The sequence below is a fragment of the Boseongicola sp. genome, assembly GCA_014075275.1.
GTDB lineage: Bacteria > Pseudomonadota > Alphaproteobacteria > Rhodobacterales > Rhodobacteraceae.
Window position 1 is genome coordinate 3024552 of the sequence record CP046179.1, and the last position, 15502, is coordinate 3040053.

General features: G+C 56.3%; 18 protein-coding genes. 10 read left to right on the top strand and 8 right to left on the bottom strand.

Going from position 1 to position 15502, the window contains the following annotated elements; all coding sequences use genetic code 11:
- Positions 1-66 precede the first annotated feature (66 nt).
- From GKR98_15155 to GKR98_15170, 4 genes are all read right to left on the bottom strand, one after another.
- Positions 67-579: a CarD family transcriptional regulator gene (locus GKR98_15155; GenBank protein QMU59406.1), complete on the bottom strand. Its 513-nt coding sequence runs from the start codon at positions 577-579 to the stop codon at positions 67-69.
- Between the two features lie 266 nt (positions 580-845).
- On the bottom strand, positions 846-1181 hold the full coding sequence (locus GKR98_15160) for a DUF3470 domain-containing protein (protein QMU59407.1): 336 nt from the start codon (positions 1179-1181) through the stop codon (positions 846-848).
- Positions 1182-1231: 50 nt separating this feature from the next.
- Positions 1232-1603, bottom strand: a complete 372-nt coding sequence (locus GKR98_15165) for an RNA-binding S4 domain-containing protein (GenBank protein ID QMU60125.1) — start codon at positions 1601-1603, stop codon at positions 1232-1234.
- Entirely contained in the window at positions 1600-4434 is a 2835-nt protein-coding gene (locus tag GKR98_15170; GenBank protein ID QMU59408.1) for a disulfide oxidoreductase, read from the bottom strand. The genes GKR98_15165 and GKR98_15170 overlap by 4 nt, the downstream gene beginning before the upstream one ends.
- A gap of 369 nt (positions 4435-4803) precedes the next feature.
- Here GKR98_15170 and GKR98_15175 point away from each other — a divergent pair, with 369 nt between their 5' ends.
- The gene (locus tag GKR98_15175; protein QMU59409.1) at positions 4804-5028 is read left to right on the top strand and encodes a hypothetical protein; all 225 of its coding nucleotides are present in this window, start codon (positions 4804-4806) and stop codon (positions 5026-5028) included.
- 19 nt (positions 5029-5047) lie between these two features.
- Here GKR98_15175 and GKR98_15180 read toward each other — a convergent pair whose 3' ends face one another.
- On the bottom strand, positions 5048-5605 hold the full coding sequence (locus tag GKR98_15180; GenBank protein QMU59410.1) for a redoxin domain-containing protein: 558 nt from the start codon (positions 5603-5605) through the stop codon (positions 5048-5050).
- A gap of 24 nt (positions 5606-5629) precedes the next feature.
- On the opposite strand from GKR98_15180, the gene argH reads away from it, so the two are divergent.
- From argH to GKR98_15225, 9 genes are all read left to right on the top strand, one after another.
- The gene (argH, locus tag GKR98_15185; protein ID QMU59411.1) at positions 5630-7018 is read left to right on the top strand and encodes an argininosuccinate lyase; all 1389 of its coding nucleotides are present in this window, start codon (positions 5630-5632) and stop codon (positions 7016-7018) included.
- Positions 7015-7167, top strand: coding sequence for a hypothetical protein (locus tag GKR98_15190; GenBank protein ID QMU59412.1), 153 nt, complete (start codon positions 7015-7017; stop codon positions 7165-7167). Before argH ends, GKR98_15190 begins: the two co-directional genes overlap by 4 nt.
- Positions 7168-7294: 127 nt before the next feature.
- A complete protein-coding gene (locus GKR98_15195) occupies positions 7295-7612 on the top strand; it encodes a DUF2834 domain-containing protein (GenBank protein QMU59413.1) in 318 nt (105 codons plus the stop codon).
- 3 nt (positions 7613-7615) lie between these two features.
- Positions 7616-8227 carry a ribonuclease D gene (locus GKR98_15200; protein QMU59414.1) on the top strand — a complete coding sequence of 204 codons (612 nt, stop codon included), beginning with the start codon at positions 7616-7618 and terminating at the stop codon, positions 8225-8227.
- A 65-nt stretch (positions 8228-8292) separates the two neighbouring features.
- Complete coding sequence (locus GKR98_15205) at positions 8293-8859, top strand: hypothetical protein (protein QMU59415.1); 567 nt, start codon at positions 8293-8295, stop codon at positions 8857-8859.
- 8 nt (positions 8860-8867) lie between these two features.
- Complete coding sequence (gene lptA, locus GKR98_15210; GenBank protein QMU60126.1) at positions 8868-9377, top strand: lipopolysaccharide transport periplasmic protein LptA; 510 nt, start codon at positions 8868-8870, stop codon at positions 9375-9377.
- Entirely contained in the window at positions 9374-10132 is a 759-nt protein-coding gene (lptB, locus tag GKR98_15215) for an LPS export ABC transporter ATP-binding protein (protein ID QMU59416.1), read from the top strand. Before lptA ends, lptB begins: the two co-directional genes overlap by 4 nt.
- A gap of 199 nt (positions 10133-10331) precedes the next feature.
- On the top strand, positions 10332-10889 hold the full coding sequence (gene raiA / locus GKR98_15220; protein QMU59417.1) for a ribosome-associated translation inhibitor RaiA: 558 nt from the start codon (positions 10332-10334) through the stop codon (positions 10887-10889).
- A 48-nt stretch (positions 10890-10937) separates the two neighbouring features.
- The gene (locus GKR98_15225; GenBank protein QMU59418.1) at positions 10938-11402 is read left to right on the top strand and encodes a PTS lactose transporter subunit IIC; all 465 of its coding nucleotides are present in this window, start codon (positions 10938-10940) and stop codon (positions 11400-11402) included.
- On the opposite strand, the gene GKR98_15230 is transcribed toward GKR98_15225, so the two are convergent.
- Genes GKR98_15230 through GKR98_15240 form a run of 3 tightly spaced genes read right to left on the bottom strand, consistent with a single transcriptional unit; the run spans position 11390 to position 15463 of the window.
- Complete coding sequence (locus GKR98_15230; protein ID QMU59419.1) at positions 11390-12751, bottom strand: nodulation protein NodH; 1362 nt, start codon at positions 12749-12751, stop codon at positions 11390-11392. The two genes, GKR98_15225 and GKR98_15230, sit on opposite strands and share 13 nt — an antisense overlap.
- Before the next feature lies 1 nt (position 12752).
- Complete coding sequence (locus GKR98_15235; GenBank protein ID QMU59420.1) at positions 12753-14456, bottom strand: glycosyl transferase; 1704 nt, start codon at positions 14454-14456, stop codon at positions 12753-12755.
- On the bottom strand, positions 14453-15463 hold the full coding sequence (locus GKR98_15240; protein QMU59421.1) for a glycosyltransferase family 2 protein: 1011 nt from the start codon (positions 15461-15463) through the stop codon (positions 14453-14455). The genes GKR98_15235 and GKR98_15240 overlap by 4 nt, the downstream gene beginning before the upstream one ends.
- Between the last annotated feature and the right edge of the window lie 39 nt (positions 15464-15502).

Below are 15502 nucleotides of genomic sequence, written 5' to 3' on the forward strand. Positions count from 1 at the left end.
ATCGGCCCGGAACATAAAAACGGCGATGCTATTGCACCGCCGTTTTGTTGGATTTTAGGTGTTTGATCAGGCTGCCGCGCGCGCCACCAGCACATCATCAATTTGTTTTTGTGCCGCGATCTCATCGGAGCCGGCGACAACTGCAATCTCGCGAGTCAGGCGTTCGAGGGCTGCTTCATAAAGCTGACGCTCGGAGTAGCTTTGTTCGCGCTGATCGTCGGCGCGGTGCAAATCACGCACCACTTCGGCGATGGCAATCAGATCACCAGAATTGATCTTTTGTTCGTATTCCTGTGCGCGGCGCGACCACATGGCTTTTTTCACCCGGGCGCGGCCCTTCAGTGTGGTCATGGCTTTGGACACAACGTCGGGCGACGAGAGTGTCCGCATACCCACATCGGCGGCTTTGTTGGTTGGAACCCGAAGCGTCATCTTGTCTTTCTCGAAAGAGATCACGAAGAGCTCGAGTGTCAGCCCGGCGATTTCCTGTTCTTCGATCGACACGATTTGTCCAACCCCATGCGCGGGGTAAACGACAAAATCGTTTGGACGAAATTCCATTTTCTTTGGCTTGCTCATTATAGACTTGTTCCCTTTCAGCCCATTTCAACAGACGACAGAAACACGGCGGGAACACACACATCCTCCCGTCGCCATTTGCTCTGTCGCTGACGCCAACGAATTGCGGCTGCTAATTTGCCGCTCGTTCACGCTTTATGTCATACAAATATAGCAAAAAAATGGCCGTATTCCAAGACACATGGTCAATATGCCATGTAACGTAGCGGAATTGGTCAAAAAGAGCGGGTGCGGAGCTGTTGTCGGGTGCTCGAAACCGAATCGTTTTAGCCGCCTTCGCCTGCATTTTCAGAGAACAAGTCCATCTTGCCTTCTTTGCCGTCCATTTCGTCGGCGTCGGGCAAGGGGTCTTTCTTGGTGATGATCACCGGCCAGAGCTCGGAATATTTGCGATTGAATTCGACCCATTTTTCCATATCCGGTTCGGTATCCGGGCGGATGGCATCCACCGGGCACTCGGGTTCGCAGACGCCACAATCGATGCATTCATCCGGATGAATGACCAACATGTTCTCGCCTTCATAGAAGCAATCCACCGGACAGACTTCGACGCAGTCGGTGTATTTGCAGGCGATACAATTGTCGTTGACGATATAAGTCATATTCGGAGCTCGTGATGTTTGCGACGGTGTGCGTATCGCAGGGTTGAGCCTCATTCAAGCGTAGGCGGACCGGAAAGGCGGGCATTGCGGCGATCTTTCCCGGACGGGCGTCCTTTTCCCTCGTAACGGGGGTTCTTAAGAACCGGGTCCTCGGGCGGGGTGAGATCGGTGTAAAGTGTTCTGGCCTCAGCGGCGGGGCCGCGTCTGGTTGATAGATGCTCGACACGCACGACGCGAATGCGCCGGGCCTGGGGAAAGGTCAGCGTCGCGCCAACCCGAAGGCCGAAACTGGGTTTCGAAACGCGATCCCCGTCAATCCGCAGATGCCCTGCAGACACCAGCTTGGTGGCCAGCCCGCGGGTTTTAAAGAACCGCGCGTGCCAGAGCCATTTGTCTATTCGTTGCGCGGCGGTTTCGGTCAGGAGTTTTTGTCCTTCAGCCCCATCAGCGCCTGAGCGAATGGGTTGTCGGGATCTATCGCCTTTTCCTTGCGCGGTGGGCGGGCCTCGTATTTGCGAGGCTTGTTGCCGTGATCGCCTTTGCCGCGCGGTTTGCCTTTGCCCTTTGGTTTCCCGCCAGCTTTGCCTTGCGGGCGACCGCCCTGACGTTGCTGTTGCTGGCGTGTGCGGTTGCCGCCCCACGTGAAGGTGTAGAAGACTTCAGGTTCGGGTTCAGATTCAGATCCAGGTTGCTGGGCGGCGTCGGCGGGTTCTGGCTGCGAGTCTGCAGCTGCCTCTGATTTGGCCGATTCTTGAGATGGTTCCATTTCCGATGGCGTCGCAACTTCTGCCTCGGTGGCCGCATTTTCGGGTGCTGCTTCCGCAGAAGGTGCAGCATCATCCGCTGGTGCAGTCCCAACGACGGGTTCAGGTCGCGCTTTTTCGCGCTCGCCGCGCTGTGCGCTGTAGCCCAGACCCTCCATCAGATTGGCGAATTGCTCGAGCGTCATGCCGGTGATCGACAACATGTCGGCGTTGCCTTCAAAACCGCCGCGCGAGTCCTCTTTTCGCAGCATATCGGCAAGGCGCTCCAGCATATCGATACGAATCGCCCGATCACCCGCAGCCTTGTAGCCAGCCATCAAGGCATGGTCGGCGGCGGCATCCTTGTTTGTTGGGATTGTGACCAACCCAGGCGGGGGGCTTTCTGGGAATTCGTCTAACTGGTTCGTCAAAGCCCAAAGAACCAATCTGAGGCGCGTGGGGGCTGGTTTCAGCAAAAGCGGCATGAAGACAGTGAACTGGCCAAAGCGTACGCCATGTTTACGCAGAACACCACGGGTTTCCTGATCTAGCGCTTTGACGTCATCCGCGACTTTGCGTCGATCGACCACGCCCAGGGCTTCGATCATTCTATAGCCAAAGCCACGGGCGAGGCCAGTCAGGGTCTCGTCGCGCTGGATGTTCAACAGGGGCTCGAAAAGCGAGGAAACGCGCCGGTCGATATAGTGTTGAAGGCGACGTTTCACCTTATCTGCAACGTCAGTGCCGGCTTCATCGTCAACAAAAGCGGTTACCTGCGGCTTCAGGGGGTCATCCCCGGCAACCAGTTTACCGACGGCGTGTTCGCCCCACATCAGGCCACCCTGATCGGTAAAGTCCATTTCGGTGTCCGGCGCGTTATAGATCCGGTCGGCGCGCAAGTGGAATTCTGGCTGCAATGCCTGGATTGCAGCTGAGCGGATGGTTTTGGCTTCGTCGCCTGTTGCGGATGCATCCTGGTGGAAGCGGAACCCCTCTAGCCGTCCGACGAATTGGTCTTCGACGGTGACTTCACCTTTATCGTTAACTTTGGCCACCAGGCCCTCCTTTTGCTTCAACCGGCGAAGCAGAACAGACGTCCGCCGGTCGACAAATCGTTGTGTGAGCGCCGCGTGCAGCGCATCTGACAGGCGGTCTTCTACAGCGCGCGTGGCGTTCCGCCAATGCGTTTCGTCAATACACCACCCGTTTCGCTGCGCCACATAGGTCCATGTGCGGATATATGCCAATCTTTTGGACAATGCGTCGATATCGCCATCAGTTCGGTCAATGCTCTTGATCTGGCGCGCCAGCCAGTCGTCCGGCACCCGGCTATATTCGTGCAGGAAGCCGAAGATACGTTCGAGAAGTTGCGCATGTTCCTGATGGCTGATGCCGCGAAAATCGGGAATGCGGCAGACGTCCCACAACAGTTTGACCGAATTGCCATCGCTTGCGCGGGCGCGAACCTCGGCCGTTTCAGCCAGGGATTTCAGAACCATCAGGTCGTCGGCTTCGCGGGCGCGCACCAGGTTTTCGTCGGAGGTCGTTTCTTCCAGTGACGCGATCAGGGCATCGATTGTTCCGAAACTCAGCACGGTGTTGCGCCATTGCAGTTTCTTGATGGGGGTAAAGCTGTGGCTGGTGATGGCGTCGACCGTTTGATCATGCAGAGGCGGGGCATCGCCGGTAACGCCGAATGTTCCAGGGGTCATATAGCGACCTGCGCGGCCCGCGATCTGTGCCAGTTCGTTGGGTTGCAATGCGCGCATACGGCGGCCGTCGAATTTGCTGAGACCGGAAAAGGCGACATGGGCAATATCGAGGTTTAGCCCCATGCCGATCGCATCGGTGGCAACCAGGTAATCTACATCGCCGTTTTGATACATCTCGACCTGAGCATTGCGGGTGCGGGGGCTGAGAGCGCCCATGACCACTGCTGCCCCGCCTTTTTGGCGGCGAAGGAGTTCGGCGATGGCGTAGACGTTTTCGACAGAAAACCCAACAATTGCGGCGCGGGCGGGCATGCGGCTGATTTTGCGGGACCCGGTGTAAGTCAGCTCACTAAAGCGCTCGCGGTAGAGGAACTGGGCTTTGGGAACCTGCGCGGCAATGGCAGACCGCATGGTGTCCGATCCCATGAACAACGTTTCGTGTTGGCCGCGCGCATGCAGCAAGCGATCAGTGAAGACGTGGCCGCGTTCGGGGTCAGCGCAAAGCTGGATTTCGTCGATGGCGACAAAATCGGCCCCCATGCCATCCGGCATAGCTTCGGTGGTACAGACCCAGTATTGAGCGCGTGCGGGCACGATCCGCTCTTCGCCCGTTACGAGAGCAACAACGGATGGGCCGCGAATGGCGACGATGCGGTCATAGACTTCGCGGGCCAACAGACGCAGGGGCAGCCCAATGATCCCGGTGCGATGGGCCAGCATACGCTCTATGGCGTAATGGGTTTTGCCGGTGTTGGTGGGGCCAAGAACCGCGACGATGCGGCCGTCAGACAGGGTCATAAGGGTCCTATCAGTGTCAGAACGTTCACGTTAAAGCGGATGTTGGCCAATTGGGCAAGGCAGGTTTCGACGCCTACCGGCGCCGAGGTGGGGCCACGCCCTGTCGGGCGCGGCCATTTCATTTCTTTGGGGGCTCTGCCCCGCTCGCGAAGCGAGCGCCCCGGAGTATTTTTGCCAGAAAGAAGGTTGATTTTTTGATGTGGAGGGTGGCTGTTTTGGATCACAGGAGGCGAGTAATCAGGTGCATTTCTGCGAGCTGTTTCTGAATTGGCGATAATGGGAGGGGGCGAAGGCCATACTGATGCCACATTTGTGCCGTAGAAAAGTCTGGTTACGGCGTGTTTTGCCACAAAGATACCAGAGTTGGTTATGAGTAAGAATTGTACATTCAAGAATTGCCGCGAAGTTGGGCGTTGCTTGCTGGGAGATGTGTCGCCATGTCCCGACTTTAAGCTTCACGACATCATAGATATGGACCTGGCTGAAGAACGGGCGCGCAAGCGTCGTTTGGCCAGAAGTTTTGTGCGTCTGGATTCGAAGCACGATCTGGCCAATGTCGCATCCCAACCGCGGCGGGCCACCGCAAGCGCCTGAGTAAGTTGTCGCGCGGGTGTTAGCTGCTTTCGTCTTCGATCAGGGCCTTGATAATGGCTTTGGCGCTGTCGCTGTTCCATTCGGCGTCGCCGCGCATGCGGGCAATCTCCTGACCTTCGGGGTTCAGGATCAGCGTGATCGGAAGGCCGAAGACACCGGAATCACGGCCCAGTGCTGATTTGGGGTCCAGATACTTGGGTAGATTTTCCACACCGATTTCATCGAAGAACCGGTCAATCGCGGGCACAGGATTCCGGCCTGTGGCAATGGTGACAACTTCGAAGTCGTCGCCGCCAAATTCATCCTGAAGTTCGGCCAGTTGCGGCATTTCTTTGCGGCAAGGCGCACACCACGTGGCCCAGAAGTTCACCAGCACGTATTTGCCTTTGAAATCGGCCAGGGTCATTTCGGCCCCGGCAGGATCCGTAAAGGCAACCTCTGACACCGGCTGCGCCTCGGAAAACCGCAGTTTCTTCATCGTACCTTCCCGCAGGCTTTCCGCCTTGGCAATATCTGCCTGCGCGGTGTTTGCACCAAGGGCGAGGGCCGTGTAGAGGACGGCAAGAAGATAACGCATGGGTCCCTCCGAAGGACGAATACTATGACCGACAACGCAAATTCGATGTGGGGCGGCCGCTTTGCCGCCGGGCCAGACGCGATCATGGAGGCGATTAATGCCTCGATCGGGTTCGATCGGCGACTTGCGCGACAAGACATCGAGGGCTCGCGCGCCCATGCCGCCATGTTGGCTGCCACAGGCATTATTGAACCTAGCGATGCCGAGGTGATCCGGGAAGGTCTGCTCACGGTCTTGTCAGAGATTGAAGGCGGAACGTTTCAGTATTCCACGGCGCTGGAAGACATTCATATGAACGTCGAGGCGCGTCTTCGCGAATTAATTGGCGAGCCTGCGGGGCGTTTGCACACAGCGCGCAGCCGAAATGACCAGGTTGCGTTGGATTTCCGCATGTGGGTGCGCGACCAATGCGATGCTGCTGTCACGGGGATTGCTGCGTTGCAGAAGGCACTTTTGGTGCAGGCCGAGGCCGGGGCCGATTGGGTTATGCCTGGATTTACCCACTTGCAGACCGCCCAACCTGTAACATGGGGTCATCACATGATGGCCTATGTCGAGATGCTGGGGCGGGATTTGGGCCGGTTTTCTGACGCGCGGGCGCGCATGAACGAATCGCCTTTGGGTACTGCAGCTTTGGCGGGGACGTCGTTCCCGATTGACCGCGAGATGACGGCTAAGGCGCTTCGGTTTGATCGCCCTGCCGCAAATTCATTGGATGCGGTGGCAGACCGGGATTTCGCGCTGGAATTTCTGGCCGCGTCCTCCATTTGCGCGATGCATTTAAGCCGTTTCGCCGAAGAACTGGTGATCTGGTCGTCGGCGCAGTTTCGCTTTGTGGCCATGTCGGACCGGTTCTCGACCGGGTCGTCCATCATGCCGCAAAAGAAGAACCCGGATGCCGCCGAACTGGTGCGCGCCAAGATCGGGCGGATTCTGGGGGCGACGGTTGGGCTGTTCACGGTGATGAAAGGTCTGCCGCTGACTTATTCCAAGGACATGCAAGAAGACAAAGAACAGGTCTTTGATGCCGCTGATAATCTTATGCTAGCGCTGGCTGCCATGGAGGGCATGGTGCGCGATATGTCGGGTAACCCAGAGGCGCTGCGCGCTGCGGCTTCAAGTGGATTTTCAACCGCGACTGATCTGGCAGACTGGTTAGTCCGCGAGGCTGGATTGCCATTCCGTGAAGCACATCATGTAACCGGCAGCCTTGTGGCTTTGGCAGAAGCCGAGGGCAAAGACCTGCCGGATCTGAACCTGAATCAGATGAATTCCGCGCATGAAAGCATCACGGATGGGATTTATGATGTGCTGGGCGTAGACAACTCGGTCAGAAGCCGCACATCTTATGGCGGAACCGCGCCGGATCAGGTGCGGGCACAGATCACCCTCTGGAAGGAGCGCTTGGCATGAAGAAACTGGCAATTTTGGCCATTCTGGCCCTGACGGCCTGTGAGAACCCGCAGTTAGGTATTGGCGCGACCTTCTCTGGTAGCGGAGTCAGCGTTTCACCGTCGGTTTCCGGCGACGTTGGCAATGCGACGGTTACGGTCAGCGGATGACACGCTTTTTCGCCCTGATGCTGATTCTCACGGTGGCCGCCTGCGGCGCCGATGGCCCGCCGGAGCCTGTTGAGGGCGGGATTCAGGTGTCTGCCGAAGCGAAGATCGGCGTTAAGGGATCGTTCTGATGTCGCCCCTTAGGATGGCATATCTGGGCCTGGCGATCTGGGGCGCGATCCATCCAATGTATTATTTCATTGCCTATATGCGCGAAACCGGCACCGGTTTGGGTGGCCTGATTGATGCCTGGTATGTCAATGCTTCGACCACCGGCCTGACCTGGGATCTGACGATTGCCGCGATTGCGCTGACGGTTTGGGTCATTGCCGAAACGCTGGTGCGCAAGAACTGGTCGGCGCTGTGGGGAATTCCCGCGACATGGTGCATTGGCGTCAGCTGCGGGCTGCCGCTTTATCTTTTCCTTCGGACCCGGAATGTGGACTGAGACATGACGAATACGCTTTACCAACGTGACCTACCTGACGATCTGGACCTTGGCGATATGGTTGCCATTGATTGCGAAACGATGGGGTTGAACCCGCATCGTGACCGCTTGTGTCTGGTGCAATTGTCTTCGGGCGACGGCAACGCGCACTTGGTGCAGATCGAAAAGGGGCAGGCGAGTGCGCCCAATTTGGAGCGTCTGCTGACCGATCCCAAGGTTCTGAAGCTGTTTCACTTTGGCCGCTTTGATATTGCCGCCATGTATCACGCATTTGGCGCGCTGACTGCGCCAGTTTACTGCACTAAGATCGCTTCGAAAATGGTGCGGACCTATACGGACCGACATGGATTGAAGAACCTGTTGGACGAGCTTTTGAAGGTCGATATCTCGAAATTGCAGCAGATGAGCGACTGGGGAGCGGAAACGCTTACCGACGCACAATTGGCGTATGCGGCATCAGATGTTTTGTATCTGCATGCGTTGCGAGACAAGCTGAACCGGCGCTTGGAGCGTGAAGGTCGCATGGACCTGGCGGAAGCGGCATTCGAGTTTCTGCCAACCCGTGCCCGGCTGGATCTTGCCGGTTGGCCCGAGATAGACATCTTCGCGCATTAGACAAAAGGGCTTATATGCCCCTTATGGCGAGTGTCGAAAACGCATATTCCCGGTTTGTTTACTGGATGAAGGTCCTACTGCCTTTGGCGGCGCTGGCGATTTTGTCGACGCTGTTTTTGGTGGCCGAGTCGCTGGATCCGAACAGGGCCATTCCATTTGCAGAAGTCGACGTTGAAGCCATTTTGCGGGACCAAGGTATAACTGCGCCTTCCTTTGGCGGCATGACCGAAGACGGGGCGGAGATTACTTTGGGTGCTGCTGCGATACGACCTGTAACAGAGAACGGGACTACGCAATTTCGGGGCACCGAACTGGCTGCGTTGATCAATCTGCCCAATGGCACCAGCATCGCAATCGACAGTCCGGTTGGTTTGATTGACCCCAAGGCACAACTTGTCACGTTGGAAGGTGGCGCGGAACTTGCCAGCAGTTTGGGCTATTTCGTGCGTACTGAACGCCTTGTGACCAGTTTCGGCGATGTGCAAGCAACGGCTAATACGAGGGTCACGGCGACCGGCCCAGGCGGTGATCTGGTTGCGGGCGCAATGACGCTTGAGCAACGCCCTGCCGATGGCAGTTATCTTCTTGTTTTCAATGAGGGTGTGCGGCTGGTATACCACCCGCAACCCTAGTGGAGCCTATTTACGTGCCTGTTCGTCGACTGCTTGTTTCTGTGCTTTTTTTAACCTTTCTGCCTTTTGCGGCATTGAGTCAGGGCACCTCGATTGCATTGGGGTCGGCAGCCTTTGACAGTACGCAGCCCGTTGAGGTTTCGGCGGATGCTTTGAGTGTGGATCAGGCGACCGGAGAAGCAATTTTTGATGGCAATGTTCTGGTTGTTCAGGGAACGGTCCGCATGTCGGCAGGAAAAGTAACTGTCGAATACGCGACGGGCGATGATGGCGCGGCTAACGGCATCGCCAGTTTGACGGCTAGTGGCGGAGTGACTTTTGTAACCGCGACCGATGCCGCCGAAGCACATCAGGCGGTTTATTCAATTGAAGACAGCACTGTCATTCTGAGCGGCAACGTATTGCTGACCCAAGGCCAGACGGCGATATCCGGGGAAAAGCTGGTGGTTGACCTACAAGCCGGAAGTGGCCGCATGGAAGGGCGCGTGCGCGCTGTAATCGGCGGGACAGCGAACTGATGCCGCCGGAGTTGACAGTCGCAGAAGGCAATCAGGGTCTGAGAATCCGCAATTTGCGGAAGTCATACCGGCGTCGCCCGGTCATTCGCGACGTCAGCCTTGATCTGAAACGTGGCGAAGTTGTCGCGCTGTTGGGGCCGAACGGGTCGGGCAAAACCACCTGTTTTTACTCGATTGCAGGGCTGGTGATGCCCGACGGTGGTGAAGTCAGCATTGACGGCCAAGATGTGACGACCTTTCCGATGTACCGCCGCGCCAAACTGGGCATCGGCTATTTGCCGCAGGAACGGTCTATTTTTCAGGGACTTTCGGTCGAGGACAACATTCTTGCGATTCTGGAGATCGTCGAGAAAGATCGCACAAAACGGCGCGAGCGGTTGGATGAGCTGTTGAACGAGTTCTCGATTGCACATTTGCGCCGGACGCCTTCCGTTGCCCTTTCTGGTGGCGAACGTCGCCGTTGCGAGATCGCGCGTTCACTGGCAGCCAACCCAAAATATTTGCTGTTGGACGAACCTTTTCCTGGTGTTGATCCGATTGCGGTTGGCGATATTCGCGATCTGGTCACTGACCTGAAAGATCGCGGAATTGGCGTGTTGATCACCGATCACAACGTGCGCGAAACGCTGGAAATCGTGGATCGCGCTTATATTCTGCACGACGGCGGTGTTCTGATGAGCGGCACGGCCGACGAGGTTGTGGCGGATGAGAAGGTAAAACGAGTCTATCTCGGCGATAGTTTTCGCATCATGTGACTTCGTGCGAACGACTCATTGACAGCCGCCATGAAAGTGTCGCCAAATGGGGGTAATGAAGGACCAAATGTCCACGCCCGATTGCCCGAACTTGCCGCCGTTTTACCGGATGGCAACCGGCATTCAGTATTTCGTTACCTTTTCCAACGATCCCGCATAACGCGCGGCACAGGCACGTTTTTTATCAAAGGAGAGCTATATACGCTATCAGATCACCGGCAAACAGATCGACATCGGCGAAGCGTTACAGACCCATGTAAAGAGCAATCTTGGGGATGTGATGGGGAAATACGCAGGACGTCCGACAGATGCGAACGTGGTCTTTTCAAGAAATGCGCATGAATATGTCTGTGAGGCCACAGTGCATCTTTCAACGGGGCTGAACGCTCAGGCCACTGAAATATATGCCTCTTTTGATGGATGCACAGAAAAGATGGAAAAACAGCTTAGGCGATATAAGCGTCGCCTGAAAGACCATCACAAAGATCGCACGTCTCCGGTTGAACTTCTTGATGCGTCCTCGTATATCCTCGCCGCATCGGAAACACCGGAAGAATCGGAACCTGATACTCTCCAGCCAATGATTGTCGCTGAGATGGAGACGAAGATACCTTCGTTATCTGTTGGCGAAGCTGTCATGCAAATGGAGTTGGCGGGTGCCCCGGTCCTAGTTTTTCGAAACGAGAAACAAGACGCAGGCGTAAACATCGTTTATCGCCGCGATGACGGAAACATCGGGTGGATCGACCCGAATTGATTTAAATCGTCGGGGGCCAACATTGCCCGCTGGCGGGACTGGAAGCTGATGGAACTGAATACCATTTTGCGACCTGAAGCAGTTAAGGCCGTCGGCGCTGCCGGCAGCAAGAAGAGGTTGTTTCAGGAGCTGGGCGATGTTGCCGCCCTTGTACACGGTGTGAACGCATCGGATGTTGCTGTTGCCCTGATGGAGCGCGAGACGCTGGGGCCGACGGGTGTTGGCAAAGGAATTGCTCTGCCGCACGCAAGGCTCAGCAGTATCGACCATGTCATGGGTTTGTTCGTGCGTCTGGAGAAGCCGCTGGACTTTGATGCGGTTGATCGTCAACCGGTTGATCTGGTTTTCGGGTTGCTGGCCCCTGAAGATGCGGGCGTAGAGCACTTGAAGGCGCTGGCTTTGGTATCGCGGACCATGCGTGACCCCGGTTTGTGTGCCAAATTGCGCGCGAATGCGGATGCAGGCACCTTGCACACGTTGTTGACGGAAGCGCCGAAGTTTCAGGCGGCTTGATCGCCGTCATTCCAGGGCGAAAACCCGAACATCATATAGTCTCGACGATAGGCGGCTTCGGCCGCCTTTTCGATGTCTGATGTGTATACTTCTGAAAGTGCGAAAGGCGACATGACTTCGAAGCCAGTATCCGGCGTAGTAAACTGAGCGACTGCACGCAGGAGCGTATCTTGCGTGGCCCACGTGTTATCGACGCGGATTGAGGTTTGGCCACCAAGGTTGCCTTTGAGGAACTTCAGGAAGGATAGGAAGGCTTTGCGATGATCATCCAGGGACCAGGCGACGTCTGGCCAAATTGGTGGCAGCGGTAAGTTGTAATGCTGGATCAATGCGGCGCGGACATCGGCATAATTTTCTTCATCGGCTGGCAGGATAAAGCGGCAGAACGCGTCGTGGACTCGCGGAATGGGGTGGCGAATAACCGAAAATGACCGGTGGCCTGGGTGTTGGCGCTTCCAGCGGCGCAGGTCGCGTTGGGTCATTCCTCCAACGAGCTCGCCGTCAGGGTCGACGGCTTTCAGCCAATCTGGAATGGGATCAAATCCTGCACCGCGAATGGGCATATACAAAAGCGGCGCTGATTTGCAGGCGCGGAAGAATTTTATGCCGGGTCCGCGGCCGGGTTCATGCATTGGAACTTGTTCGATGTCGGGCACATTCAGGCGGCTAAGGACATCAGTCGCGGTGGTGGGGTTGGACAGACGATCACTGAGCGCTGTAGGGTTTTGCACCTTGGCGCGGACATTTGTCATGTCCGGCTTAGCATCGATTCCCAAAAACCGCCCTAGACCAGTGATGACGTCGGGATCGGACAGATCCTCGTAGTCTATGGGAAAGGCGGTTTGGCCGCTGATCTGAAGGCTGTGGCGGATGCGGTTTTGAAACTCAGACAACGTATCAAGAAACTCGACATACTCTTCGGCGACGAACGGCACTTTTGCGGCGCGAGCTGATGTCATGTCGCTGAGCCACCATTGATCGGTCTTGCGTGCGATCTTTAGCGAGACGTAACTGTCGATTGGACGCCTTGTGAGGACTATCTTTGCGGCTTTGGGATCAGAGAGAACGAAAGATATTGCGCGCGGGTCGTGGTCATAAAACAAACGAAAACCCGGAAAGTGCTGACTGGTGGATCGCATGGCGCCAATGACGCGGACGGGGTCAGCCTCGCGGGCGGCCATCGAAAGGCCAAACTGGCTTTCGGTGTTGGGTTTGCCGAAGAAATGCGGATTGAAAAGCTCTCCGTGACTTTCAATGCCAGGAAAGGCTGAAAGATGTTCCTCTAGTAGGTTCGATCCGGTGCGCATACCGGCCAAAATGACGAAATAGTCGAACTCTTGCGCGGCCATATCAGGTTATGCCGCCAGATTGCTCGTGTTCAGGGGACAAGGGAATGTCTTCTGTTGGTGGCGCATCAGAAAACGCGCCTGCCGTGTGGGGGTTCATTCCGGTATTGCGGAGTTCCTGCAGGAAGGCCGCCAGTCCGATCATGGGCTTCAACTGCGGTTGATGGGACATGTGCAACGCGCCTGGAATGGACAGGTCGTCGAGAATGACTTGAAGCGGTTCGGCTGGCTTTGCCATAAATTCGGCGAGCGTCCAGATGCGAACACGGGCGCGAGTGCGGCGTTCGCGGAGGCGATCAAGGTGGCGCGCTTCGCGCTTTTGCAGACGTGCGGCTGATTTGCGGATTTCGCTGACCGGGTAACCGGACCGCAAAAGCGGCAGAACCCAACTACCACTGACGGCCGCGATCATTGCGTTGGGGTCGCGGGCAATGAATGGTGCAATGCCCTGATGGTCACGCGGCGAAAATAGAAACGCCTGATGTTCGCCGCGTGTGTTCCAGATGAGGTTGGTCAGAAATCCCTCGGGATTGTAGTCACGCAGTGCCGCCGAAGTTGGTAGACAGCCGGTGTAGCCTGGTTGGTCATTAACAAACTCTACCTTGTCTTTCGCGAAAAGGTGACCGTGTGACCGCGAGCCTAGTGATGATTCAATCCAAGCCGGGAAATCCTGAAATAGCTCATCAAACCCATGGAAAACCGCGTATGGAGCAGCAGTAAGTCCGTTTTCAAACCCTTCTGCGGGAAAGCGACCAGACATCAATAAGCCAGCGCGACCGCGTGTTCGCCGGGTGATGGCATCGGCAAAGACCCGGTCAACGTCATTTTGCTTGGTAGGTTTTGCAACATGAGCGCGGCCCTGTGGGCCAAGAAAAGCGCCGTAGAGTTTACGCGCTCCGGGCCAGACTTTTCGCGCGAAGAAAGCAGGACTTTGGCGGAGCATGTCCAGATGATCATCGTAAAACAGGTGCGGTTTTCCCTGGAAATCGAACTTTGACAAAGTCAGTGACCGGCTTTCGATGTGGCGGGAGTGACGACGGACCAGTGTTGAATAATAGCTTTCGTCTGGGATCCAAACGCCCCGGAAATAGTGGTCAAACTGGCCGAGATCAGGATCAGACAGCACGTTTACCAAAGTGGTTCGTGTGAGGCACCACCACTGCGAACCCATGTGCGGCGTAATCGCTTTTGGCACCCGCCGCTTGCGGTTAACACGCCTTTGAACGTCGACCCAAACGTCAAAAAGGCGCTTTTGACGCTTCCAGGCAAAGGGAAACGTCATTGTGAACCGCTCTTCGCCAAGGCCGTCCTTAATCCAAGGAACCTCACTGACAGTCACACTTTCAATGAAGTCAGTGTCCGGGTGATCGCTCAGGAACGCCTTCAACTCGTCCACGGGTTTTATGGGCAGACAGGCCCCGGAGATCAGACAGACATTGTTGATGTCGGGGGCGATGTCCAAGAGCATCGCTGATGAAGATCGGCTGGCTTCGACAAGCGACCAGGTGCCCCAATCACATTTTATGCGCGGTGCAAACTGGATGTCACGAAGATCAGAGACCTGTTCGACCAGATCATAAAACGCTGAATCCTCGGTGCGCTGGTCGACGTGAATGACCACCGGACATCCATGGTCGGCCAAATACCGAGCCACCTGTCCGGCGCGATCAAGCGCATCATGGGCGAGCATTGCAAATCCGACGCTCATGCCCAATTTCCTTTGGACATGAGGCCCAAGTCTTCTAGTTGCTGCCAACCCGTCAGACGCTCGGACCAGTTGCACCAGAGTCCGTTCTGGCCCAGGTCCTTTTGGCGATAAACGTCGTATTCGCGGCCTTTGGCAAAATGCTGTCGGCGTTCGATTTCTTCGGCGGCTTTGTTTTCGAGGCTGTCCAGGAATTTGGCATGTAAGAGACACCCGGATGCCTTTTCACCACCAGCGCGGTCATAAACCTGATTTAGGCCGCGCGGCAGCAACATATGGGTGGAACTGACGAAAACGTATTTGCGATCCCATTTGACCAGCGGGATTTTGTTTAGCGATGGGGCTTTTTCAGGTTCATCTTCGAAGTAGACGCGAGCACGTGGACCGCCCTGGATCCACAAATTGCCGTATCTGGGATTGGGCGACATGGCATAGTTTCCGGCGTCAAACCATGGAGTAAGTTCGAATGGATCCTGTCCTTCTTCATAGGATTGTTCGTCCAAGGGACCGCGCGGATACATGTCCAGCAAAAGCGTTGCAAACGAGCGGATGCCCGTTTGGTCTAGCCAGTGGCAAAGGGCGGGCAGTGGTCTGGTGTTGCTGAAGGGGTAGACCAGAAATTCGTCGGGATCGAGTGTTAGTGTCCAATGTCCGTGGCCGTAGCGGAATTTGAGCCAGTTCATCCAATCGGTGCCAAACCGGCTGCTGCGGTAGTAGGCATCTGTGTGCCAAAGCGAGACGTCCGGTTCTCCGGACAAGTACTCGGCAGTACCGTCGTCGGAGCCGTTATCAACAAACAGGAAGTGACTGACGCCCAACTTGCGGTAGTAGTCCAGGAAATATGGAAGTCGCAGATACTCATTTCGGACTGTCGAAAAGAGCAGGATGCCACCGGGAGTTATGATCCTTGTACGGTCGGCAACGGAGGTCAGTTCGCGTCGCTTGCGGACGGCACGAAGTTGCAGCCGACGCCGTTCCGCCCGAAGTCTGATTGCCGACCCTAGTCCCACGTGCCCCTGCCTACGTTCGATCAAGCGCGTCCGGGGCCG